This window comes from Candidatus Pelagibacter sp. HIMB1505, from assembly GCF_052047915.1.
GTDB lineage: Bacteria > Pseudomonadota > Alphaproteobacteria > Pelagibacterales > Pelagibacteraceae > Pelagibacter > Pelagibacter communis_A.
Map to the genome: position 1 here is coordinate 418,712 of NZ_JBNAIR010000001.1, position 22,666 is coordinate 441,377.

Genomic DNA, 22,666 nt, shown 5'->3' on the forward strand with positions numbered 1-22,666 from the left:
TAATAACTCTAGTTGAAATTCAGATTAAACTCATTATGTACATCTTGTGAGTAATTTCTTTGAAAAAACAGATTTAACAAGAAAAGATGCTGAAAATATAGTTTCAGATACTTTAAATAAATGTGATGATGGTGAGCTGTACTTTGAGGACTCTAAAGCAGAGAATATTATGTTGGATGATAATAAAATTAAAAGTTCCAACTATATTTCAGATTTAGGCTTTGGTTTCAGAGCAATTTCAGGAGAAATAGTTGCTTATTCTCATTCTAATGAAATTTCTAAAAATTCTCTAAATCAATCCTCCAAAAATTTAAAATCTACTCTGAAATCTTCTAACGGTACCTATAATCAAGAAATACCCAAAACTAACAAAAAATTTTATAATGATTTTAATCCAATTGAAGAAAAAAATTTAAAGTCAAAGCTAGAAGTTTTAAATAAAGTAAATGATTACTTAAGATCAAAAGATACAAATGTAAAACAAGTTACTACTAGTTTCTCAGGTGAGCAAAAATCAATTGAAATTATAAGATCAGGAGGTCAGTCAATCACAGATGTAAGACCACTTGTTAGATTCAATGTTTCAGTCATGCTTGAAAAAAATGGAAGAAAAGAAACAGGTGTATATGGAATTGGCGGAAGGCAGTCATATGACTCTTATTTAGATAATGAAAATTGGAAAAATGTTTGTGATGAAGCTTATAGAATTGCATCTGTTAATTTAGAAAGTAAGCCTGCTCCTGCTGGAGAAATGAAAGTTGTTTTAGGACCAGGTTGGCCTGCAATTTTAATTCATGAAGCAATTGGTCATGGTTTAGAAGGTGATTTTAACAGAAAAAAAACTTCAGCTTTTCACGATTTAATGGGGCAGAGGGTTGCAAGCGAAGGAGTTACAATTGTTGATGATGGTACTATTGATAAGAGAAGAGGGAGCTTAACAATTGATGATGAAGGAACACCAACTGAAAGAACTGTTTTAATTGAAAATGGTATATTAAAAAATTTTATGCAAGACAGACTCAATGCAAGATTGATGAAAACAAAATCAACAGGCAATGGAAGGCGTGAGAGTTATAAACATGTAGTGCTTCCAAGAATGAGAAATACGATGATGTTGAGTGGTAAAAATACTCAAGATGAAATGATTAGCTCAGTTGATAAAGGAATATTTGCAGTAAGCTTTGGGGGTGGACAAGTTGATATTACATCTGGAAAATTTGTTTTTAATTGTACTGAAGCATATGAAATTATTGATGGTAAAATTGGATCACCAATAAAAGGAGCAACTTTAATTGGAGATGGTCCATCAATACTAAAAGAAGTGTCAATGGTAGGAAACGATATGATGTTAGATCCAGGCATTGGAACATGTGGTAAAGCAGGACAAGGAGTGCCTGTTGGAGTAGCACAACCTTCAATATTAATTGACAAAATGACTGTGGGTGGCACTAAACTTTAAATGGTTAAGGATCAGGAATATTTAAGGAATAAAGCATCCTTTTGTTTAGACCTAGCAAAAAAAATAGGAGCAACATCTGCAAGTGTAAGTGTTGGTCATTCAATTTCAGAGTCTGTGAGTTTTAGAAATAAAGTTTTAGATGAGTCGAATAGATCAGATAATTTAGGGTTAAGTATTACAACTTATATTGATAAAAAAAAATCATCGATCTCTTCATCTAATTTATTGGATGAAAATATAAAAACTTTAATTGAAAAATGTGTTGAAACTACAAAAATAACACCAGAGGATGAATTCAATGGGCTGCCAGATAAAAACTTATTAGCAAAAAATGTAAAAGATTTAGATTTATATGATGATTCTCATATTGAGAATGATAAAAAAATTGAATACCTAAAAGAACTAGAGACAGTTACTTCAGAAAATAAAAACATAGTTAACACAGAGTCAGGCTTTACTGAAAATAAATCAAATTTCATCCTAGCAAGTTCTGATGGTTTTTGTGAGGGTTATAAAACCTCCTCATTTACAGCATCATGTGTTGCAGTTGCAAAAGATGATAAAAGTATGGAAAGAGATTATGATTATACTTCCAAATGTTTTTTATCAGATATTAAATCCTCAAGTCACTTAGCAAAAGAGACTAGGGAAAAAACAATAAAAAAACTTAGCCCTAAAAAAATTGGTAGTGAAAAAATTAATATTATTTTTGATAAAAGAATAGCAAGTAGTTTGTTAAGTGCATTTGCTGGTGCAATTAGTGGATCAGCAATCGCAAGAGGTACTTCATTTTTAAAAGATAAATTAGGTGAACAGGTCTTTTCACAAAATATAAATATTATAGATCAACCAGATATTCTAAAAGGTTTAGGATCAAGGCCTTTTGACTCTGAAGGAGTAGAAACAGAAACCCTAAAGCTCGTAGAGAATGGTAGCCTAAAATCTTATTTAATTGATACTTACAATGGAAAAAAACTTAACCTTAAATCAAATGGAAGATGTGGAGGAACTTCAAATCTTTTCTTTGAAAATGGAGAACTAAGTTTTAATGATCTTTTGAAATCTAATTCGAAAATGATTTATGTTACTGAAACAATTGGTCATGGAACAAATTTAGTTACAGGTGATTATTCAGTGGGAGCCACTGGTTTTTTGATTGAAGATGGTGAGTTTAAGTATCCAATTAATGAATTTACTATTGCTGGAAATTTTAAAGAAATGTTTCAAAATTTAACTTTAGCAAATGATTTAGAATTTGAATTCTCAACAAATTCACCTACTGCAATGATAGAAGGTATGGTTGTTGCAGGTAAATGAAAGATTTCTGTATAATTGGTTCAGGTATTTCAGGATCAACTATTGCAAATCTTTTAAACAAAAAATATTCAGTTGATGTATTTGATAAGGCAAGAGGTCCAGGTGGCCGCTCTTCATTTAAAAGATTAAAGGATAAAATAGGTTTTGACCATGGCACACAATATATTTCACCAAAAAGTATAAATTTTAAAAAATTTATTAATCAATTAATTAAACAGAGAGTTTTAAAAAAATGGGGTGGAAAACATTTATTTTTAAATACTAAAAAAAAAGAGGATAAAAAACATGTTAAAATTATTGGGGTAAAAGGTAATAATGATATTAGCAAGTATCTATTAAAAGATATTAAATGTCATTTTCATAAAGAATTAAAAAAAATAGAAAAAAAAAATAAAAAGTGGGTTTTATCTTTTTCTGATGGAGATAAAAAAAGATATTCAAATTTAATTTTAACATGTCCATTTCCACAATTAAAAAAACTTACTAAAAAAATAATTAAACATTCATTTCTTGATCAAAAAATAAAGATGGATGCAAATATAACTGTTATGATTTCTATTAATAAAAAAATTAGTACAGTGAGCAGTTATTTTTTCGATGATCCAATTTTAGGATGGGCTGCTAATGAAAATACAAAAAAAAGATTTAAAAGTAATAAGAATTTATGGACACTACAAAGCACTTATATGTGGGCCAACAAACACATTAATAATAATAGAATAAATAAGAATAAAAACTCTCAAATTTTGATCAAAAAATTTTTTGATCTATTGAAAATAAAAAGAATTAAACCTCAAGATATAATTAATCATGGATGGAAATATTCATCAAATTCTAAACCTCCAAAAATTAATAGCTATTGGAATTCATCACTAAAAATTGGAGCGTGTGGGGACTGGTTTGTAGGTCCAAGATTAGAGTCTGGCTGGATTAGTGCGATGGATTTATATAAAAAGATAAAATAATTTAATCGTAATTTTTTAATCTATATTCCCAATTCCCCATTCGATTATAAGAAACTCTAATAATTTTACCTGTTTTACTGTCATACCAGATATCGAAATCCAGTCTTTTATCTTTAGAAATATTCATATCTTTAGATCTTAATTTAAAGTGATCAGTGTTATAGATTTTTCCATACTGTTCTATTTTTTCTTTTTTTATGAATGTCACTACTTGCTCTTTAATGCTCCCAGATACAGGACTTATTTGACTAGTTGCTTGTAAAATTTTGTGGTTCCACCAACTTCCAATTACGTTATCTAAAGATCCTTTTCCAGTATATGATGAGCCTTCTATTTCAAATTCTTTATTTTCTTTATTGAATGATAAATTTACAAATTTTTCTTTATCATTTTGTTTCGTTTTAGAATTAAAAGATATTAATTGATCTTCTAAATATTTTTCTTCAGCATAGCCCTCAACTTTAAATATTGTAGCCCCTAGAAATTTTACTTTAAATTGTATTTGATTTGTAACAATTGTTTCTTTGCCATTTCTTTTAAAAAAATAAAAGTTATATCCAATAACTTCATTATTTCTTAAGACTTCCATCTCCAATTTATTAAAATTATTGTAATGACCTATATGACCAAAAGAATTGGTTGAAGTTAAAAATATTATAATAAAGATGAGAAAGATTTTTTTCATATAGTAATTTTAAATATAAAGCTTATTATTTTATATAGATAAAGTATTCAACAATATGTTCCTTAAAATTAAAAATGTTCCAAATGTTTGGTGGAGTTCAGACAAACCATTAAATTTTAAACCAAAAATCTCAACATTTTTTTATTTATGTTTTGGATTAACTTTATTTGGCTTAGGGGAGGGACTATTGATTGTTTCTTTTACTGGAGCGTCACCATGGAGTGTATTGGCTCAAGGAATTTCATTGAATGTAGATTTATCAATTGGCACAATCACTTTTCTCATTAGTGTTGGTGTTTTATTCCTTTGGATTTTTTTAGATCAAAAACCTGGGATTGGAACAGTTTTGAATGCTTTAATAATTTCTGTAATGATAGATCTTTGTATCAAGTTTGTTCCTACACCCTCAGATTTTATCTATCAATTAATCTTAGCAATTTGTTCGGTGCTATTAGTTGGTATTGGTGGAGGTATTTATTTAGTTGCAAACTTGGGGCCCGGACCAAGGGATGGATTGATGATTGGTCTTCAAAAAAAAACAAATTTACCTATCGCTCTTGTTAGGGCTTTATTAGAAATAACGGTTGTGACGATTGGTTGGTATTTGGGTGGTGTTGTTGGAATAGGAACTTTATTGTTCGCTTTTGGTATTGGGCCTTGCGTAGCTTTGGGTTTATATTTAGTGAATAAATTATTTAATTAAGCTGCAGCGCTTGATTTTTCACTTCTTTTTCTTTCATGAGGATCTAAGATTGCTTTTCTCAATCTACAAGAAGTTGGGGTAATTTCTAATGCTTCATCAGTATTTAACATGCTTAATTGTTCTGCAATTGACATTTTTCTTACAGGTGTAAGTACAACATTTTCGTCTGTTCCTTGAGTTCTCATGTTTGTTAACTTTTTACCCTTCATAACATTAATAATCATGTCACCTGGTTTAGGAGAAAGACCAACAATCATCCCTGCATAAACTGGATCATTATGTGTTACGAACATTTCACCTCTTGCCTGAAGGTTAAAAATTGCAAAAGCAACAGCTTTTCCTTGTTCCATCGCAATTAACGCACCATTTCTTCTACCTTCCATATCCCCTTCATAAGCACCATACCCATGGAAAATTCTATTTATTACTCCGTTACCTTTTGTAAGAGTTAAAAATCTACTTGTGTAACCCATCAATCCTCTTGTAGGCGCATGAAAAATAAGTCTCTTTTTATCTTTACCAGTATCTTTTAGATCAATTAGCTTACCTTTTCTTCTATTCATAGAATCTATTACTTTTGATGAATATTCATCATCAATGTCTACGGTGATTTCCTCAATTGGCTCTAATCTATTTCCAGCTTCATCTTTTTTGAACAACACTTTTGGAGGACTTACAGTCATTTCAAATCCTTCTCTTCTCATTTGAGTAAGTAAAATCTCCAACATCAATTCGCCTCTACCACTTACTACGAATGAGTCATTTCCATCATTTTCAGAAAAAGTGATACCAACATTATTCTGTGCTTCTTGAAGCAATCTATCTCTAATTTGTGTACTTGTTAGTTTTTTACCCTCAGTGCCCGCTAGTGGAGAAGTGTTTACAGTGATTGTAATAGACATTGTAGGTGGATCAATAGGTGTTGCTGGTATTGGATCATTAACTTCCAAATCACATATAGTATCTGCAACATTTGCTTTTTCTAATCCAGCAATAACGACAATGTCACCTGCTTCACCTACTTCTATAGGCACTTTTTTAGTTCCTTCATATCTAAATATTTTAGTTAATCTTCCTTCATCAACTTTATTACCTTCTAAGTCGATTGCTTTAATGGCCTGATTTGCTTTTGCAGTTCCTTGATTAATTCTTCCAACCAAACTTCTGCCTAAAAAACTATCTGAGTATAATAATGTTGATAGCATCGCAAATGGTTTAGATTTATCTAATTCTGCTGGTTTAACATGGTCTATAATTTGATCTAAAAGAGGGTTTAAATTTTCTCTTGGTCCATCAACTTCTTTATCTGCCCAACCTGATCTACCACTTGCATAAAGTACTGGAAAATCTAATTGTTCTTCATTTGCATCTAAGCTTACAAATAAATCAAAAGTTTCATCCAAAACTTCATTTGCTCTTTGATCAGCTTTATCTAATTTATTAATAACAACTATTGGCTTCAAGCCTTGTTTCAAAGCTTTAGCTAATACAAATTTAGTTTGAGGCATCACACCTTCTGCAGAGTCAATTAAAAGTAAAGCACCATCAGCCATACTTAAAACTCTCTCAACTTCTGCCGCAAAATCTCGGTGTCCAGGAGTATCAATAATATTTATTCTAGAATTTTTCCAATTGATTGATGCAGGTTTTGCAAGAATAGTAATTCCTCTTTCTTTCTCTAATTCACCAGAGTCCATTAATCTCTCATCTACCACTTCGTTCTCTCTAAAAGATCCACTTTGTTTCATTAGGTTGTCTATTAAAGTAGTCTTCCCATGATCAACGTGGGCAATAATCGTAATATTTCTTATTTCTTGGCTCATAAATTGACGCCGTTATATAGAAATAAAAAGCTTTGAAAACTTAAAAAAAACCACAATAACCTCACTTTTATTTGTTATTTTGTTTTTAATTTGATTTTTTTTGCTTTTCTTTTTTGATTCTTCTTTTTTCTTTTAAACTTAATTTTGGTTGTTTTTTTACACTAGAGTCTTTGAATGATTTTCCACTATATCTTTTAGACATAATTTTACTTTAATTAATTTCAAAAAAAAAACTATTATTAAAATGGTTTTTAATATTTTTTTGAAATTAGGAGTTTATATCTCTATTCTAACTATAATTTTGATTAGTTATTTTCTAATAGAATTGTGGACAAAAATTAAGTCGGAATGTAACCAATTTACAAGGTGATAACCATTCTTGATCATATGCTGGTAAATATCAGAGTTAATGATTTGATCTATATTTTGATTATGGAACTCCATATTGTCAATGATATCTCTTTCAAGAAACTCAATAACAATCATTTCTGGATAATATTTTTTTAAATCAATGCTTCTTAAAACTTCTATTTCATGACCTTCTACATCTATTGATAAAAGGTTAATTTTCTCGTCCTTAAATTTAGAATTCTCAATTATAGAATTCAAAGTTTTTGTTTTAATTCTTTTTATTTCTTTTGCTCCTTTTTTTCTTATCTCACTTAAGGAATTTATTGCTGAGCGATTATGAAAAAAATATAAATCTTTTTCAGCTTCCTTTTCTGAAATTGCTATATTTATATTTTCATCTCTTTTTCTAATAAAATTGAAAAAGTCTATAGTATGAAAATCTAAGTCAATATTTATTCCTGACCAACCTCGATCATAAAGTAATTTTGTATTATTACCTTTGTAAGGATGATAACAACCAACATCAATATAAACACCTTTTTGTTTATCTTTAAAAAAATAATTGATTATTAAATCTTGAGCACCACTAGAATATGATTTTTTGATATAATTATTACTTTTTAATTTTTGAATATAAAAGTATAAATTTTTGAATAAATTAAAACCAGCACTGTATAAATATTTCTCTTTAATTTTTTCCTCTAATTTCATAATTAAATCATTTTTTATTTTTTAAGTTTACTAAAAACAAAAAAGGAACTACCTTGAATATACATTGTTAGTACGTTGAATGTAAAAAAAAACGCCAGAGAGGTTGATTTCTCTGGCGTTTTTAAATTTTTTTGAGTGTCTGGACTTGTTACATTCTCATACTGGTTTCAAAAATAGTACTATTTACAGACTTATTGAAGATACATTCATCATCATTCATCACTTTTCAAACGCAACTCAAAAGGAATTCAAAAGATACATTCATCATTTAATTTTTATAATAATGCAATGAACCATACATTTCTAATGGACCTTCCCATTCATTCAAATAAAGTTCAAAACATAGATCTCTTAATTCTATAAGTTTTTGCAACCTTTGCTCAGTTGTTTTTCCTAAGTTTGATTGAAGTGTTAATTCAAGAGGTTTTTCAGAATTACACATTTGTTCATTTCTTGAGTGAAGTTCATACCAAAATTCTTTTTTGGGAAAATAAATATGCCATTTTCCTTTTGGTCCGTTACATTTTTGACATGCATTAACTAGATTTCCAATATTATTAAGATTGTAATTTAATTTATTCTTTTTATGTAAATAAAATTGTTTATTTAAATCTAGTGGAATAAAATGATCTACCTCTAAATCATTTAATGAACATGGTTTTCTACAGTAAAAACAAACATCACCCTGATAATTAGTTAATGTTGGTTTGGTAGATGTAAGATAAATTCTTTGATTTAAACGTTCTTCATAAAACATTTCATTATTTTCATCAAATGATATTATTGCGCTAGGATGCATCTTCTTTTCCCATACTCTTTGTTGAAGATCCCATCTCGAGTCGGTTCCTGCATCTAATAACTTAACTAGGTTTTTATCTTGTGCCAATTTTAAGAAACTGTCCTGAAGGATTATTCTTTTATTCAGTTTCATTTCATCAATATACAAATCGTCGGTGATTTTTTTGGAACCGATAATTGGTAATGCTCTAACAACGTCTTTAAATCCCTCTTTTTCTGTTATTAATAACAATTCCTCCATATTGATTTTTCCATCAATATGGTCTTTTACACTTTTAAGCATCTTTCCGTCTCTAACTTTAGTTTGACCTTGAAATGGACTTTTTCTTGTATGTTTTATTATTTTTTCAACAAAAGGTTTTGATAATTGTTCTTTTTTAATATGAGTTTTTCCCTGTTCTGCAAAAGTTAATATTGTTTGAAACCAAGGAAATTTATAACACGCTACGTTCTTACCTTTATGTATTATTGTTCTAATATCGTTATCTAAAGTTTTTTTAAAATCTGAAAATGTTTTTCTATACATTAATATTAATAGTCACCTTTACCAGGAATAACATTTCTTACTCCACCACGGGGGTTCTCAACATCATTTTTATATCTTGGTATAAGATGAATATGCATATGAAATACTGTTTGACCTGCATATTCCCCTGAATTTATTCCAACATTAAAACCATCAGGACTATATTTCTGTTTAAGATATTCTTTTGTTTGGAATAATAATTTATTTAATCCTATAATTTCTTCATCAGTTGATTCGAAGTAATCTGGATATTCTCTTTTAGGAATTATTAAACAATGACCTTTGCTTACAGCAAATTTGTCATAGATTACAAACCCAATTGAATTTTCAAATATTCTCTCTTTTACTTCAAGAAAAGGACTGCTCATGAAAAATTATAACATAAAAAAAACCCCCAGAAATTTCTTTCTGAGGGTTTCTAATTTGTTTAACTCTTGTACGAAGAGTGTTCTGGACTGGAATCGTATTACATTCATATTATAAAGTTCAATAATTACTGATTTACTTATCTTTTCTTAAAATTGTTCATCACTGTTCATCACAAATAGGGTCAAATTCAAAAGGAACTCAAAAGATGACTAAATGAGTTAAGGGATATAAGTTCATTCTAATGAGAGAGTTTAGTTGTCTTACTTGGAACACAGCAAAAAGAATTAAGTATTCAGAAGAACAAGTAAACTTCATTAATTCATTCAAACCTGATGTAGTTGCCTTACAAGAAGTATTAATCAATTCTGATAAAAAACTTAAAGAACTATTATCTACAAACTATAAAAATATCATATCAAGTTTTGATTTAGCACCGGATTTAAAGATATTAACTAAAAAGAGAATGTTTGGACAGATTATTGCTTCTAATTTTAAATTAGAATCCAATGACCCTAAAGACTTTAATGTGCCTTGGCAGGAAAGAGTTTTGTCAGTTAGGTTATTTATAGATAATTCAGAAATCTATTTTCACACCACTCATATTCCACCTGGTTCTGGTAATGGTTGGATTAAAATTGAAACTTTAGAAGGAATTTATGAAAGATTAAAAGAGAACAGAGATAATCTTAATATTTTATGTGGTGATTTTAATACCCCAAAAGAAGAAGATTTAAAAAATGGAATGGTCTCTTTTGCTCAAAGAATTAATGATAGGGGAGAGGCAAAAGTTAGAAACTCATTTAGAGGTGGTGAAGGTGTTAGATGGGATAAAGGTGAAAGAGGTATAATCGTGGGTTTAAAGGAATTTGGCATAGAAGATAGTTTTAGAAAATTATTTTCTTATGATGTGAAAGATTACAGTTGGAAATTTAATAGAAAAGATAATGTAATAAAGAGAAGATTTGATCACTTTTTTGCTAGTAAAAAATTTAAAGTGCTTGATGCTAAATATTTGCATAATGAAAAAAAATTTAGTGACCACTCTCCTTTGATGGTAAAATATGCAATATAACTAAATTAAAATGAGAAATATTTTTGATCAATATAACCAACCTGAAAATAAATTAACTCACTCATTAGCGTCAAGTCTTTATGAGGATAAAAAACTATTAGAAAGTTTTCTTAAAACATTTTGTAAAAATTTCTTCAAAAATACTAGTGATTTAAAAATAGAACAACAAACTGTACCCGGGCAAATTACTAGAGATGTAGATGAAAAACAAAGGAAGGGTTTACCGGATGCTATTATATATAATGAAGAAGAATGTTTGATTATTGAAAGCAAAGTATCTTCAACGCTTACTCAAGATCAATTAAATAGACATGAGAAAACTCTTAGAAGAAGAGGTTTTAACAAAATAAAAGGAATAGGCATTGTTGTTGATTTATTACCAAATGTTAAATTAGAAAATTGGAAACAATTAACTTGGAATTCGGTATATAGTTGGGCACATAAAGAAACTAAAAATTCAGAATGGGCAAAAAAATTGGTAGATTATTTTAATGTGTTAGAAAATAATATGGTAGAAGATGAATATTTAAGAGAAGGTTCAATTACTGAATTTACGGGCATACATTTTGATGATGATAACCCTTATTCTTATAGAGAAGGAAAAAGACAATTAAAACTTTTAGTAAATAAAATCAGAAAAAATAAAATTCTTAGTGATGAATTAAATATTGATCTTAAAGCAAAAGGAAGAAGTGGGATTAAAAAAGAGGGTAATCTTTGGGATTATCTGACTTTTAATACAAATATAAAACAAAAATCATTTACAGATGAACCTCATTTAACAATTGGAATGAGTGATAAATTTATTGAGGCAGATTTTACGATTCCTTACAGAATAAAAGGAAAAACAAAAAAAAACTTTTATAGTTTATCTTGGAAAAATTTTAGAAATATAGTTCATGAAATAGCACTTAATTACGATAAATCTTTTGGCATTAGCGAAGGTTTTAAACCTCAAATTGTTTTAGGACAGAGAAGGTATCCTAGTCAAAGTTCTCCTGCGATACATGATGCAAGACTTGAAATGGATATTAGAACTGCATTTAAAGATATTTCTTCAAAATTAAAACCTACTCAAAAACAGCAAGAGGAATGGTTAAAAGTAGTTTTTGAAATAAATAATAACAAAAAATCAAACTTGCAATTTCAAGTAGGAGGTAGATTTTATTTTAACAAGCATAGTCTTGTTGACAATAAAAATGCTGATCAGATTTTAATTAAATCTTTTTTAGCATGCAAACCTCTTGTAGTACATTTATTTAGATAAAATTATATATATAAAAAAAACCCCCAGAAATTTCTTTCTGAGGGTTTCTAATTCGTTTAACTTTTGTATTTAGAGTGTTCTCTAAATGGAAACGTATTACATTCCCATGCCACCCATACCGCCCATGCCGCCCATTCCACCAGGCATACCACCAGGCATTCCACCTGCAGCATCTTTTTCCTCTGGCTTGTCAGCGATCATAGCTTCTGTAGTTACTAATAATCCAGAAATAGAAGCAGCGTCTTGAAGAGCAGTTCTCACAACCTTAACTGGGTCGATAATACCTTTTGAAAACATATCACAATACTCTTCACTTTGAGCATCATAGCCATGTGTTTTTTTATTTTGCTCTAGCAATTTTCCAACTACAACTGAACCATCTACACCAGCATTTTTAGTAATTTGTCTGATAGGGGCCTCAAGTGCTTTTCTAACTAACTCAACACCAGCTTTTTGGTCGTCACCTTTAACTTTGACTTTACTTAGCTCTTGAGCAGCATATAACAATGCACATCCACCACCTGTTACAATACCTTCTTCAACAGCAGCTCTTGTTGCATTTAAAGCATCTTCAACTCTATCTTTTCTCTCTTTAACTTCAACTTCAGTTGCACCACCAACTTTGATAACTGCAACTCCACCTGCTAGTTTAGCAAGTCTCTCTTGAAGTTTTTCTTTATCGTAGTCAGATGTTGTTTCATCAATTTGTTGTTTGATTGAAGAGCATCTAGCTTCGATATCAGATTTTTTACCACTTCCGTTAACAATTGTGCTGTTATCTTTATCAACCTTAACTTTTTTACAAGAGCCAAGATCTTCAAGTTTAACATTTTCAAGTTTAATTCCTAAGTCTTCAGAAATTACCTGACCGCCTGTTAAGATAGCGATATCTTCAAGCATAGCCTTTCTTCTATCACCAAATCCAGGTGCTTTAACAGCCACAACTTTTAAACCACCTCTTAGCTTGTTTACTACAAGTGTCGCTAGTGCTTCACCTTCAACATCTTCAGAGATAATCATTAATGGTCTACCAGCTTGAACAACTGCCTCTAAAAGAGGAACCATTGGTTGCAAGTTAGTCAATTTTTTCTCATGTAAAAGAATAAAAGGATTTTCTAACTCAGTAGTCATCTTATCACTGTTAGTGATAAAGTATGGAGATAGATAACCTCTATCAAACTGCATACCTTCAACAACATCTAATTCAGTTTCAATACCTTTGTTTTCTTCAACAGTGATTACACCTTCATTTCCAACTTTTTGCATCGCTTTTGCAATCATGGTTCCAATTTCTTTGTCACCATTAGCAGAAATAGTTCCTACTTGCGCAATTTCATCACTATCTTTTACTTTTTTTGCAGAAGAAACAAGATTTTCTTTTACAACTTCAACTGCTGCATCAATCCCTCGTTTAACATCCATTGGATTCATACCAGCCGTAACATATTTTACACCTTCTTTAACTATAGCTTGTGCTAAAATTGTTGCAGTAGTTGTACCGTCACCAGCTTCATCATTTGTTTTGCTAGCAACTTCTTTAACCATTTGAGCACCCATGTTCTCAAATTTATCTTCTAAATCAATTTCTTTAGCTACTGAAACACCATCTTTAGTTATTCTTGGAGCACCATAAGATTTGTCCATTACAACATTTCTACCTTTTGGTCCCAATGTAACTTTTACTGTATCAGCCAAGATGTTAACACCTCTCATCATTGCTGCTCGTGCTTCAGCATCAAATTTAATTACTTTTGCCATTATATTTCTCCTTTAAATTAAATTATTTGCTTGAAATACCCATAATGTCTGACTCTTTCATTATGCTGTATTCCTTACCATCAATTTTGACTTCAGTTCCTGACCATTTGCCAAATAAAACTTTGTCACCAACTTTAACGTCCATTGGAATTATTTTTCCATCTTCAGTTTTTGCGCCACCACCAACTGCAACAACTTTACCTTCTTGAGGTTTTTCTTGCGCAGTATCAGGGATGATAATTCCACCAGCAGTTTTCTCACTGCTGTCTAATACTTCAATTAAAACTCTATCGTGTAACGGTTTAAATTTCATAAAATTCTCCTTTATAAATATGATCCTCATATAGATACTAGCCACTCCATTTCAAGGTTCTCATTAAAAATACTAATTAAAAAATATAGGAAATATAAGGTTATTTAGTTTATAGATGAGTTTAATGACTAAAAATTTAGACAAAGACGGCTTAAGCTCAATTGCTAAAAATTATGACCTTTTTTATATTGATTTGTGGGGTGTACTTCACAATGGAATTAGTCTCCACCAAGAAGCAGTTAGAGCACTCAATGAGCTAGAGCAAAAAGGCAAAGAATATGTCTTGTTAACAAATGCTCCAAGACCAAGTCAGGCTGTAAGAGTTTTTTTAAAGAATATGCAATTAGATGAAAATATTAGAAACCACGTATTCAGTTCAGGTGAAGCCTCTTTGAATTATTTAAAAAATAATTTTACAAATAAAAAATTTTATCACATAGGACCACCTAGAGATTTTGATTTGTTTAAAGAATTTGAAAAAGATAAATCACAGAGTTTAGAAAACTCTGAATATTTACTATGCACAGGATTGTTTGAAAAATATGATAAGGATTTAAATTACTACAAAGATTTATTTGAAAAAAATATCAATAAACAAATGATATGTACCAATCCAGATTTAATTGTGGACAAAGGAGATAAAAGAGAGCTGTGTGCTGGTTCAGTTGCAATGGTTTTTGAAAAAATGGGAGGCAAAGTAACTTATTTTGGAAAACCGTATCCTGAGGTTTACAATCAATCAATCGACAACAAAAACAAAAAAGTTCTTTGCATTGGAGATAACTTAAATACAGATATAAAAGGTGCTAATTTATTAAATTATGACTCATTGTTAATTAGCAATGGTGTTCATAAAAAAGAAATTGAAGAACATGGTTTAGAGAGAGTTTCAAAAAATTATGAAGCAATATGTAATTTTACTCAAAGTGAATTAAAGTGGTAAAATAATGAAAGTTTATAAAAACTTTAATTTAATTAAAAGTCATAAAAACTCTATAATTCTCATTGGTAATTTTGACGGTGTTCATTTGGGACACAGGAAATTATTTAATTTAGCTAAAAAATTTAGTACTAAATTTAAAATAAAGATTGGTGTTTTGACATTTGACCCAATGCCAAAAATTTTTTTTAATAAAGATATAAAAAATTTTAAAATTTCAAACTTTGAACAGAAAAAAAATTTATTAAAAGATCTTGGAGTTGAATTTATCATAAATAAAAAATTTGATTTAAATTTTTCAAAAACAAGGTCTGTAGATTTTATTGAAAAAATAATTTTTAAAAAATTAAATCCAAAATTTATATTTGTTAGTAATAATTTTAGATTTGGAAATAAAAGAGAGGGAAATGTTGCACAATTAATTAATTATGAAAAAAAATATGGATACAAAATAATAAAACCTGAACCATTAAAATATAATAGTAAAGTTGCGTCATCTACTTTGGTTAGAGGATATCTAGAAAAAGGTTATTTAGATAAAGCTAACAAATTATTAAAAAGAAATTGGACAATCGTAGGCAAAGTTGAAAAAGGCAGAAAGGTTGGAAAGAAAATTGGTTTTCCTACATGCAATATTGATATTAAGGATTATGTCTTGGCAAAACCAGGTGTTTACGCAGTTAGAGTTCATCAAAAACAACTTAAATTAAAACTAAAGGGAATTGCTAATCTTGGCTATAGGCCAACGTTTGAGCAAAAACAGTTGTTACTAGAGGTTCACTTATTTAATTATTCAGGAAATCTTTATAATAAGTATTTGTCAGTTGAGTTTTTAAAATTTATAAGAGCAGAAAAAAAATTTAAGAATGCAACACAATTACAAAGCCAAATTAAAAGTGATTTGTTAGTCGCTAAAAAAGTATAATGAGTAAATTTCAGATAAATTTGCCAAAAACAGCTTTCTCTATGAAGGCCAATCTTCCTATGCGAGAACCTGAAACTCTTAAATACTGGGAAGAAATTAATTTATATAAAGAACTTAGAAATTCTAGAAAAGGAAAAGAAAAATTTGTTCTGCATGATGGTCCTCCATATGCAAATGGGAATATTCACATGGGGACTGCACTTAATAAGATACTTAAAGATATTATTGTTAAATTTCATCAAATGGATGGAAAAGACTCTGTATATGTGCCTGGATGGGATTGTCATGGTTTGCCTATCGAATGGAAAATTGAAGAACAATATAAAAAGAATAAAAAAAATAAAAATGAGGTTCCAATAGTAGAATTCAGAAAAGAATGTAGGTCGTTTGCTGAAAAATGGATCGAAATTCATAAAACCCAATTTAAAAGATTAGGTGTAGTAGGAGATTGGGAAAATTATTATTCAACAATGAGCTTTGATGCAGAGGCTCAGATTGTAAGAGAACTTGGAAAATTTTTAAAAGAAGGCAGTTTATATAAAGGTTTTAAACCAGTTTTATGGTCAACTGTTGAAAAAACTGCACTTGCTGATGCTGAAGTAGAGTACCAAGATCACAAATCAGATACAATTTATGCAGCCTTTACTGTTAAATCATCAAATATAAAAGAATTAATTGATAATGAAATTGTTATTTGGACAACAACACCATGGACTATACCAGCTAATAAAGCCTTAGCTTACAATGAAGGTTTAGATTATTTGTTAATTCAGATTGAAGATGGTGTTTTTAAGGGTAAAAAAATAGTAGTTGCTGCAGCTTTATTAGAGAATGTTTTAAAAGATTGTAATATTTCAAATTTTAAAAAGATTAAGGAATTTAAAGGTAAAGAATTAAAGGATACCATCTGTAACCATCCGTTTTTAGATTTAGGTTATAAATTTGAAATTCCAATGCTTGAGGCAAGATTTGTTACAACAGAACAGGGAACAGGAATTGTTCATTGTGCGCCAAGTCATGGACCTGATGATTTTAATCTCTGCTTAAATAATGGAATTAAAGCTATTGAAACAGTTGATGGAGATGGAAGATATACAAAAAATGTTCCTCTATTTGAAGGCCTTCATATTTTCAAATCTAATTTAATTGTTATTGAGAAGCTAAAAGAGCAAAAAAAACTTTTGGCTAATGGTGAGTTAACCCATTCATATCCACATTCATGGAGATCAAAAGCTCCGTTAGTTCATAGAGCAACTCCACAGTGGTTTATATCTATGGATAGTCATAAGCTTAGAGAAAAAGCGCTTAATTCAATTGATGAAACAATATTTTATCCTAGTAAAGGTAAAGAAAGATTAAAATCGATGATTGAGACTAGACCTGATTGGTGTGTTTCAAGACAAAGAGTTTGGGGGGTTCCTCTTCCAATTTTTATTAATAAAAAAACAAAAGAGATTTTAATTGATGACAAAGTGAATGAGAACATTGCTAAAATTTATGAAAAAGAAGGATCAGACTGTTGGTTTTCTGATGATCCACAAAGATTTTTAGGTGATAAATATAAATCAGAAGATTACGAAAAAATGAGTGATATTGTAGAGGTATGGTTTGATAGTGGTTCCACTCATTCATTTGTTTTGGAGAAAAGAAAAGATTTAAAATGGCCAGCCTCAATGTATCTTGAAGGTTCAGATCAGCATAGAGGTTGGTTTCATTCTTCTTTGCTTGAGTCTTGTGGAACTAGAGGTAGAGCTCCATTTGAGTCAATTCTTTCACATGGTTTTGTTGTGGATGGTAAAGGGCTTAAAATGTCAAAATCTCTTGGAAATGTAATTGCTCCAGAGGACATCTTAAAGAAATATGGTGCTGATATTTTAAGGATTTGGGTTGCTTCTTCAAATTATGCTGAAGATTTAAGAATAGATTATGGAATTTTAGACCAGCATGCAGACTCTTATAGAAAAATTAGAAATACATTCAGATATTTACTGGGAAATTTAAGTGATGAATATGAAGAAGTTGATTTAGAAAAAATTAATATAACAGAGTTGCCAGAATTAGAGCAATATATACTTCATAAAATTTATTTAATTGATTCAAATTTCAAAAAAAATTTTAAAAATTATGACTTTCATAATTTATACAAAGAACTTTTAAATTTCTGTACAGTTGATCTATCAGCTTTTTATTTTGATATTAGAAAAGATACTTTATATTGTGACCCTAAAGATTCAATAAAGAGACAATCAGTAATTCTATTACTAAAAGTTATTTTGAATGCTTTGTTAAGATGGTTTGCTCCAATCTTATCTTTTACAACAGAGGAAATATTTAGATTAATTGAAAACAAAAAAAGTATTCATCTAGAAAATTTTGTTGTTTATCCATCTAATTTTAAAAATGACGAATTATTTAACAAATGGAAAGAATTAATTAAAGTTAGAGAAATCTGCAATATACAAATTGAAAAAAAAAGATCAGAGAAGGTAATAGGTTCAAGTTTAGAGGCGGATATAAAAATTAGATTAGACTCAAAAAGATTGGAAATATTTAAAGAAGTAGATTTTGCAGAGTTATGCATAACTTCTTCAGCAATACTTGAAGAAAGTAAGAATAATGAAATAGAGGCTGAAGCAAGTAAGGCGAAAGGAACTAAATGCCCTGTATGTTGGAAAATTAGCGTTGATAGTTGTCCAAGGCACAGTCTTTAATGAAATTTTTAAAAAGAAATATTTACAGTTTTTCTTTAATTTTTTTTTTATTTTTAGTTGATAGATTAAGCAAGTATGCAACGCTTAGGTTATTTGAAAATCTAGATGAAACTAATATTGCAATTACTTCGTTTTTAAAATTTAATTTGATTTGGAATGATGGAATTGCTTTTGGTCTCTTGTCATTTGACGAAGGTGCATTTTACAATCTTTTATCGCTTATAATAACACTAATTACATTAATATTAATTTACCTTATGATTAAAGCTAAAAATATTGAAAAATTTGGTTTCTGCCTCATTATCGGTGGTTCTTTTGGTAATATTTTTGACAGATTTTACTATTCGTCAGTTATAGATTTTATAGATTTTCACGTAGGAAATTTTCATTGGTTTATATTCAATGTAGCTGATATATTTATAACCATAGGTGTTTTAGTCTTAATAATGTTTGAATTTTTTAAAAAAAATGAAGAAAAAAATTAGTTTATTTTTAGTTTTTTTATTACTTACGTCTTGTGGCTCTGGTTTTACATTAAAGAAAAAAAACAGCACTGATGAATTTTTAGTTGAAAAAAAAAGCCCACTTGTTGTGCCACCTGATTATGGAAAATTACCTTTACCAGATGGCCAAGAGTCCTCTGAAGATCAAGAGGATGAAATGAGTTTTCAAGAATTTTTAACAAAAAAAGATACTAAAAAAATAGAAGAACAAAATCAAAGCAGTAAAAATTCTATAGAAAAATCTATTCTAAACAAAATCAAGTAATTTGATGTTGGTTGACAGTTTAAATTTAAAATTTTTTAACAAAAAAAAAATTAAAGTCTCAATAAAATATAAAATAAATCAATACCTTAAAAATTTATTACAGAACAAAAGTCAAGTCATTCACTCATTAAGCAAAGAATATCAAAACACATATACAAAAAAATTTGTTAAGAAATTAAAGACCTACAAAACTGTAAATTTAATTGGAATGGGAGGGTCAATTCTTGGTGCAAAAGCTATTTATAGTTTTGTAAGATCTAAAGTCAATTTTAGATTTATTGATGAATATCATCATAAGTTTTCAAAAAAGAATTTGAATAAAAATTTAAACTTAATTATCTCAAAATCTGGAAATACTTTAGAGACAATAACAAACACACAATCTTTAAGTAAGAATTCAAAAAATATTATAATTACAGAAAATAAAAAAAATTATCTTACTAAATTTGCTAGTAAACTAAAGGCAGATATTGTTTATCATAATGATTATATTGGAGGAAGGTATTCTGTTTTATCAGAGGTTGGAATGTTGCCTGCTGAATTAATGGGTCTAAATCCGAATAAATTTAAGAGACTTAATGATTTAGCCAAAAGTAAAAAATTCTTTAAATTGGTTGTAGATAATGTTTCCATGATGTTAGATCTTATTGAGAAAAAAAATATGAATTCAATTATTTTGAATTACGACCCAAATTCTCAAGATTTATTTATGTGGTATCAACAACTTGTTGCCGAGAGTTTGGGAAAAAAGGGAAAAGGTGTTTTACCTATTATTTCTTTAATGCCAAAAGATAACCATAGCGTGATGCAATATTATCTTGATGGACCCAAAAAATATTTTTTTACATTTTTCTTCAATGAAGAAAAAAAATCACAAAAGATTAATAATTCCAGGATACTAAAAACTCACAATTATATGAGGAATAAAAATCTAAATGATATTAGCCATTCTCAATTTATTTCTACCCAAAAAGTTTTTTCAAAAAAAAAAATTCCTTTTAGAAGTTTTTTTATTCAAGATAGAAATGAAAAAATTTTAGGTGAGCTTTTTACATTTTTTATATTGGAAACAATATTATTAGGCAAAATGATGAAAATTGATCCATTTAACCAACCTGCAGTTGAGCTTATAAAAAAAGAAACTAAAAAAACCTTAATTAATATTTAAACTTTTTAACAAAAAAAATTTTTGAAATTCCATATTTTCGATCCTCAATAACATGAAATTCATCTAAAATTTCTAATTTATCTTTTATATGTCGATGAATAATTATGATACCTTCATTCTTTAGTATTTTTTTTTTAGCTATCAAATTTAAAATCTCATTAATTACATTGTCTTTGAACGGTGGATCTAGAAATATTATATCAAAACTTTCTTCAATAAAATTTTTTGAACCAATAAATGTTAAACAATCTTTATTATATATTTTATAATTTAAGTCCTTACCTAAGATATTTAAATTTTTACTTAAAATTTTTACGGCTTTTAAATGTTTTTCAAAAAAGTAAACAATATCAGCATTTCTAGAAATGCATTCTAGTCCAAAAGAGCCTGATCCCGCATACAGATCTAATACTTTCGAGTTTTCTAACTGAACATTAATTTTTTTTGAATGTTGAATTATATTAAAGATGGATTCTTTTACTAAATCTTTAAGAGGTCTAGTTGTTTTGTCGAGGGGTTGAGATAACTTTTTCCCTTTGTATTTTCCCCCTATGATTCTCATTTATCAATTACTTTAAAACCAATATCTTTTCTAAAGAAACCATTTTCCCAGTTTAAATTATTTATGAGATTTATTGCATTTACTCTGCTTGATCTAAAATTATTTGATAAAGTAGTAAAGTTTAACACTCTTCCTCCATTTGAAATTATTTCTCCATCATGCAACTTTGTTCCTGCATGAAAAATAAATTCATTATTTTTTAAAGATAAATTATTCAAATTTTTTATTGGAATTAAGTTTTTATAATCCTCAGGATAACCTAATGAACAAAGGACAATACATAAACTTTTTTGATCTAACCATTCAATATTAATTTCTTCTAAATTTTGATTGATACAGGAGTAAATAATTTCAAAAAAATCTGTTTTCAGCCTTGGTAAAATTGTTTGACATTCTGGATCACCCATTCTTACATTATATTCAATTAAGTATGGTTCATTTTTCACAATCATTAAACCAGCGTATAAAAAACCCTTATATTCATTTTTTTTGTTTTTTAATGCTTGAAATGTTGGTTTGATAATTCGATCTAATATTTTTTTTTCTAGGATTTTATTTTCTAGTCTAGATGGTGAATATGAGCCCATCCCACCTGTGTTCTGTCCAACATCACCTTCACCAACTTTTTTATGATCTTGTGCAGTACCAAAAAACTTGAAAGTTTTCCCATCTGAAATTATAAAAAAACTCATCTCTTCACCATCTAAAAACTCCTCCACTAATATTTTATTTGCTTGACCAAATTTTCCTCCAAATATTTCATTAATTGCTTTATCAAAAGTATGTTTAGTATTACAGATGTAAACTCCTTTTCCTGCAGCAAGTCCATCTGCTTTTACAACAATAGGTAGTGAAAATTCATTATGTATATTTAATAAATCATTCTTATTTTTTATGATTTTATATTTAGCTGTTGGAATATTATATTCATCACATATTAATTTTGTAAAAGTCTTTGAACCCTCTAGTTTAGAGGAATATTTATTAGGTCCAAAAACTTTTATATTTTTTTGTTCTAAAAAATCTACGATACCTTCAACCAAAGGTTTTTCTGGACCAACAATTACTAGGTCGATTTTATTTTTTTTAATAAAATTTTCTAAATTTTCAAAATTTGACTGATCAATGTCTACATTAATGGATATTTTTGCTGTTCCAGCATTTCCTGGAGAACAATAAATTTTATTTAAATTTTTAGATTGATTTAAAGCCCAACATAAAGCATGCTCTCTCCCACCACTTCCAATAACTAAAACATTCATATATGAATATATAAACTAAAAATGTTAAAAAAATTAGCCAAATTAAAATATTTACCGAATAATTTTGAAATAATAGAGCATGGTGATCATGTAATATGTTCTATTTCGGGAAAAAAAATTCCATTAGAAAAACTTAACTATTGGAATGTAGAAAAACAAGAGCCTTATTATTCTTATGTTGAGGCTTCTAAGAAAAGAGAAATAGATACTTAA

The 22,666-nt window shown here is 28.7% G+C and carries 22 protein-coding genes; 13 read left to right on the forward strand and 9 right to left on the reverse strand.

What is annotated here, in order from left to right:
* Positions 1-46 precede the first annotated feature (46 nt).
* Genes tldD through ACTTAU_RS02210 form a run of 3 tightly spaced genes read left to right on the forward strand, consistent with a single transcriptional unit; the run spans position 47 to position 3,741 of the window.
* Positions 47-1,459 (forward strand): metalloprotease TldD, encoded by a 1,413-nt coding sequence (gene tldD / locus ACTTAU_RS02200; RefSeq protein WP_438305963.1) that lies wholly within the window; start codon positions 47-49, stop codon positions 1,457-1,459.
* A complete protein-coding gene (locus tag ACTTAU_RS02205; protein WP_438305961.1) occupies positions 1,460-2,776 on the forward strand; it encodes a TldD/PmbA family protein in 1,317 nt (438 codons plus the stop codon). It begins immediately after the preceding gene.
* Positions 2,773-3,741, forward strand: coding sequence for an NAD(P)-binding protein (locus ACTTAU_RS02210; protein ID WP_438305960.1), 969 nt, complete (start codon positions 2,773-2,775; stop codon positions 3,739-3,741). Before ACTTAU_RS02205 ends, ACTTAU_RS02210 begins: the two co-directional genes overlap by 4 nt.
* A 1-nt stretch (position 3,742) precedes the next feature.
* Here the strand turns inward: ACTTAU_RS02210 and ACTTAU_RS02215 are convergent, their stop codons facing one another.
* Positions 3,743-4,426: a DUF6134 family protein gene (locus ACTTAU_RS02215; protein WP_438305959.1), complete on the reverse strand. Its 684-nt coding sequence runs from the start codon at positions 4,424-4,426 to the stop codon at positions 3,743-3,745.
* A 55-nt stretch (positions 4,427-4,481) separates the two neighbouring features.
* On the opposite strand from ACTTAU_RS02215, the gene ACTTAU_RS02220 reads away from it, so the two are divergent.
* Positions 4,482-5,129 (forward strand): membrane protein YczE, encoded by a 648-nt coding sequence (locus tag ACTTAU_RS02220; RefSeq protein ID WP_438305957.1) that lies wholly within the window; start codon positions 4,482-4,484, stop codon positions 5,127-5,129.
* On the opposite strand, the gene typA is transcribed toward ACTTAU_RS02220, so the two are convergent.
* The 4 genes from typA to ACTTAU_RS02240 form a co-directional block, all read right to left on the reverse strand.
* Positions 5,126-6,952, reverse strand: a complete 1,827-nt coding sequence (gene typA, locus ACTTAU_RS02225; RefSeq protein ID WP_438305955.1) for a translational GTPase TypA — start codon at positions 6,950-6,952, stop codon at positions 5,126-5,128. The two genes, ACTTAU_RS02220 and typA, sit on opposite strands and share 4 nt — an antisense overlap.
* A 309-nt stretch (positions 6,953-7,261) precedes the next feature.
* Complete coding sequence (locus ACTTAU_RS02230; RefSeq protein WP_438305953.1) at positions 7,262-8,014, reverse strand: FkbM family methyltransferase; 753 nt, start codon at positions 8,012-8,014, stop codon at positions 7,262-7,264.
* A 268-nt stretch (positions 8,015-8,282) separates the two neighbouring features.
* Positions 8,283-9,338: an HNH endonuclease signature motif containing protein gene (locus ACTTAU_RS02235; protein WP_438305951.1), complete on the reverse strand. Its 1,056-nt coding sequence runs from the start codon at positions 9,336-9,338 to the stop codon at positions 8,283-8,285.
* A 5-nt stretch (positions 9,339-9,343) separates the two neighbouring features.
* Positions 9,344-9,706, reverse strand: coding sequence for an HIT family protein (locus tag ACTTAU_RS02240; RefSeq protein WP_438305950.1), 363 nt, complete (start codon positions 9,704-9,706; stop codon positions 9,344-9,346).
* Between the two features lie 242 nt (positions 9,707-9,948).
* Here ACTTAU_RS02240 and ACTTAU_RS02245 point away from each other — a divergent pair, with 242 nt between their 5' ends.
* On the forward strand, positions 9,949-10,779 hold the full coding sequence (locus tag ACTTAU_RS02245) for an endonuclease/exonuclease/phosphatase family protein (RefSeq protein WP_438305949.1): 831 nt from the start codon (positions 9,949-9,951) through the stop codon (positions 10,777-10,779).
* 10 nt (positions 10,780-10,789) lie between these two features.
* Positions 10,790-12,046 carry a PD-(D/E)XK nuclease family protein gene (locus tag ACTTAU_RS02250; protein WP_438305947.1) on the forward strand — a complete coding sequence of 419 codons (1,257 nt, stop codon included), beginning with the start codon at positions 10,790-10,792 and terminating at the stop codon, positions 12,044-12,046.
* 96 nt (positions 12,047-12,142) lie between these two features.
* Here the strand turns inward: ACTTAU_RS02250 and groL are convergent, their stop codons facing one another.
* Together groL and groES are read right to left on the reverse strand one after the other, a co-directional pair.
* Positions 12,143-13,804, reverse strand: a complete 1,662-nt coding sequence (groL, locus tag ACTTAU_RS02255; protein WP_085113782.1) for a chaperonin GroEL — start codon at positions 13,802-13,804, stop codon at positions 12,143-12,145.
* Positions 13,805-13,826: 22 nt separating this feature from the next.
* Complete coding sequence (gene groES / locus ACTTAU_RS02260) at positions 13,827-14,117, reverse strand: co-chaperone GroES (RefSeq protein ID WP_085113783.1); 291 nt, start codon at positions 14,115-14,117, stop codon at positions 13,827-13,829.
* Between the two features lie 124 nt (positions 14,118-14,241).
* On the opposite strand from groES, the gene ACTTAU_RS02265 reads away from it, so the two are divergent.
* Genes ACTTAU_RS02265 through ACTTAU_RS02290 form a run of 6 tightly spaced genes read left to right on the forward strand, consistent with a single transcriptional unit; the run spans position 14,242 to position 20,629 of the window.
* Positions 14,242-15,060, forward strand: a complete 819-nt coding sequence (locus ACTTAU_RS02265) for a TIGR01459 family HAD-type hydrolase (RefSeq protein WP_438305945.1) — start codon at positions 14,242-14,244, stop codon at positions 15,058-15,060.
* Between the two features lie 4 nt (positions 15,061-15,064).
* Positions 15,065-15,982 carry a bifunctional riboflavin kinase/FAD synthetase gene (locus ACTTAU_RS02270; RefSeq protein WP_438305943.1) on the forward strand — a complete coding sequence of 306 codons (918 nt, stop codon included), beginning with the start codon at positions 15,065-15,067 and terminating at the stop codon, positions 15,980-15,982.
* Complete coding sequence (ileS, locus tag ACTTAU_RS02275; protein ID WP_438305942.1) at positions 15,982-18,693, forward strand: isoleucine--tRNA ligase; 2,712 nt, start codon at positions 15,982-15,984, stop codon at positions 18,691-18,693. The genes ACTTAU_RS02270 and ileS overlap by 1 nt, the downstream gene beginning before the upstream one ends.
* Positions 18,693-19,178, forward strand: coding sequence for a signal peptidase II (lspA, locus tag ACTTAU_RS02280; RefSeq protein WP_438305940.1), 486 nt, complete (start codon positions 18,693-18,695; stop codon positions 19,176-19,178). Before ileS ends, lspA begins: the two co-directional genes overlap by 1 nt.
* Positions 19,162-19,461 (forward strand): DUF3035 domain-containing protein, encoded by a 300-nt coding sequence (locus tag ACTTAU_RS02285; RefSeq protein WP_438305938.1) that lies wholly within the window; start codon positions 19,162-19,164, stop codon positions 19,459-19,461. Before lspA ends, ACTTAU_RS02285 begins: the two co-directional genes overlap by 17 nt.
* A gap of 4 nt (positions 19,462-19,465) precedes the next feature.
* Entirely contained in the window at positions 19,466-20,629 is a 1,164-nt protein-coding gene (locus ACTTAU_RS02290; RefSeq protein WP_438305936.1) for a glucose-6-phosphate isomerase, read from the forward strand.
* Here the strand turns inward: ACTTAU_RS02290 and rsmD are convergent.
* On the reverse strand, positions 20,619-21,191 hold the full coding sequence (gene rsmD / locus ACTTAU_RS02295; protein WP_438305934.1) for a 16S rRNA (guanine(966)-N(2))-methyltransferase RsmD: 573 nt from the start codon (positions 21,189-21,191) through the stop codon (positions 20,619-20,621). The genes ACTTAU_RS02290 and rsmD overlap by 11 nt on opposite strands.
* Positions 21,188-22,453 (reverse strand): phosphoribosylamine--glycine ligase, encoded by a 1,266-nt coding sequence (purD, locus tag ACTTAU_RS02300; protein ID WP_438305932.1) that lies wholly within the window; start codon positions 22,451-22,453, stop codon positions 21,188-21,190. Before purD ends, rsmD begins: the two co-directional genes overlap by 4 nt.
* A 21-nt stretch (positions 22,454-22,474) precedes the next feature.
* Here purD and ACTTAU_RS02305 point away from each other — a divergent pair, with 21 nt between their 5' ends.
* A complete protein-coding gene (locus ACTTAU_RS02305; protein ID WP_438305930.1) occupies positions 22,475-22,666 on the forward strand; it encodes a DUF2093 domain-containing protein in 192 nt (63 codons plus the stop codon).

Coding starts and splice junctions, on each gene's coding strand:
- ACTTAU_RS02205 (WP_438305961.1), top strand. CDS start 1,460: ATGGTTAAGGATCAGGAATATTTAAGGAATAAAGCATCCTTTTGTTTA.
- ACTTAU_RS02210 (WP_438305960.1), top strand. CDS start 2,773: ATGAAAGATTTCTGTATAATTGGTTCAGGTATTTCAGGATCAACTATT.
- ACTTAU_RS02215 (WP_438305959.1), bottom strand. CDS start 4,426: ATGAAAAAAATCTTTCTCATCTTTATTATAATATTTTTAACTTCAACC.
- ACTTAU_RS02220 (WP_438305957.1), top strand. CDS start 4,482: ATGTTCCTTAAAATTAAAAATGTTCCAAATGTTTGGTGGAGTTCAGAC.
- typA (WP_438305955.1), bottom strand. CDS start 6,952: ATGAGCCAAGAAATAAGAAATATTACGATTATTGCCCACGTTGATCAT.
- ACTTAU_RS02230 (WP_438305953.1), bottom strand. CDS start 8,014: ATGAAATTAGAGGAAAAAATTAAAGAGAAATATTTATACAGTGCTGGT.
- ACTTAU_RS02235 (WP_438305951.1), bottom strand. CDS start 9,338: ATGTATAGAAAAACATTTTCAGATTTTAAAAAAACTTTAGATAACGAT.
- ACTTAU_RS02240 (WP_438305950.1), bottom strand. CDS start 9,706: ATGAGCAGTCCTTTTCTTGAAGTAAAAGAGAGAATATTTGAAAATTCA.
- ACTTAU_RS02245 (WP_438305949.1), top strand. CDS start 9,949: ATGAGAGAGTTTAGTTGTCTTACTTGGAACACAGCAAAAAGAATTAAG.
- ACTTAU_RS02250 (WP_438305947.1), top strand. CDS start 10,790: ATGAGAAATATTTTTGATCAATATAACCAACCTGAAAATAAATTAACT.
- groL (WP_085113782.1), bottom strand. CDS start 13,804: ATGGCAAAAGTAATTAAATTTGATGCTGAAGCACGAGCAGCAATGATG.
- groES (WP_085113783.1), bottom strand. CDS start 14,117: ATGAAATTTAAACCGTTACACGATAGAGTTTTAATTGAAGTATTAGAC.
- ACTTAU_RS02265 (WP_438305945.1), top strand. CDS start 14,242: ATGACTAAAAATTTAGACAAAGACGGCTTAAGCTCAATTGCTAAAAAT.
- ACTTAU_RS02270 (WP_438305943.1), top strand. CDS start 15,065: ATGAAAGTTTATAAAAACTTTAATTTAATTAAAAGTCATAAAAACTCT.
- ileS (WP_438305942.1), top strand. CDS start 15,982: ATGAGTAAATTTCAGATAAATTTGCCAAAAACAGCTTTCTCTATGAAG.
- lspA (WP_438305940.1), top strand. CDS start 18,693: ATGAAATTTTTAAAAAGAAATATTTACAGTTTTTCTTTAATTTTTTTT.
- ACTTAU_RS02285 (WP_438305938.1), top strand. CDS start 19,162: ATGAAGAAAAAAATTAGTTTATTTTTAGTTTTTTTATTACTTACGTCT.
- ACTTAU_RS02290 (WP_438305936.1), top strand. CDS start 19,466: ATGTTGGTTGACAGTTTAAATTTAAAATTTTTTAACAAAAAAAAAATT.
- rsmD (WP_438305934.1), bottom strand. CDS start 21,191: ATGAGAATCATAGGGGGAAAATACAAAGGGAAAAAGTTATCTCAACCC.
- purD (WP_438305932.1), bottom strand. CDS start 22,453: ATGAATGTTTTAGTTATTGGAAGTGGTGGGAGAGAGCATGCTTTATGT.
- ACTTAU_RS02305 (WP_438305930.1), top strand. CDS start 22,475: ATGTTAAAAAAATTAGCCAAATTAAAATATTTACCGAATAATTTTGAA.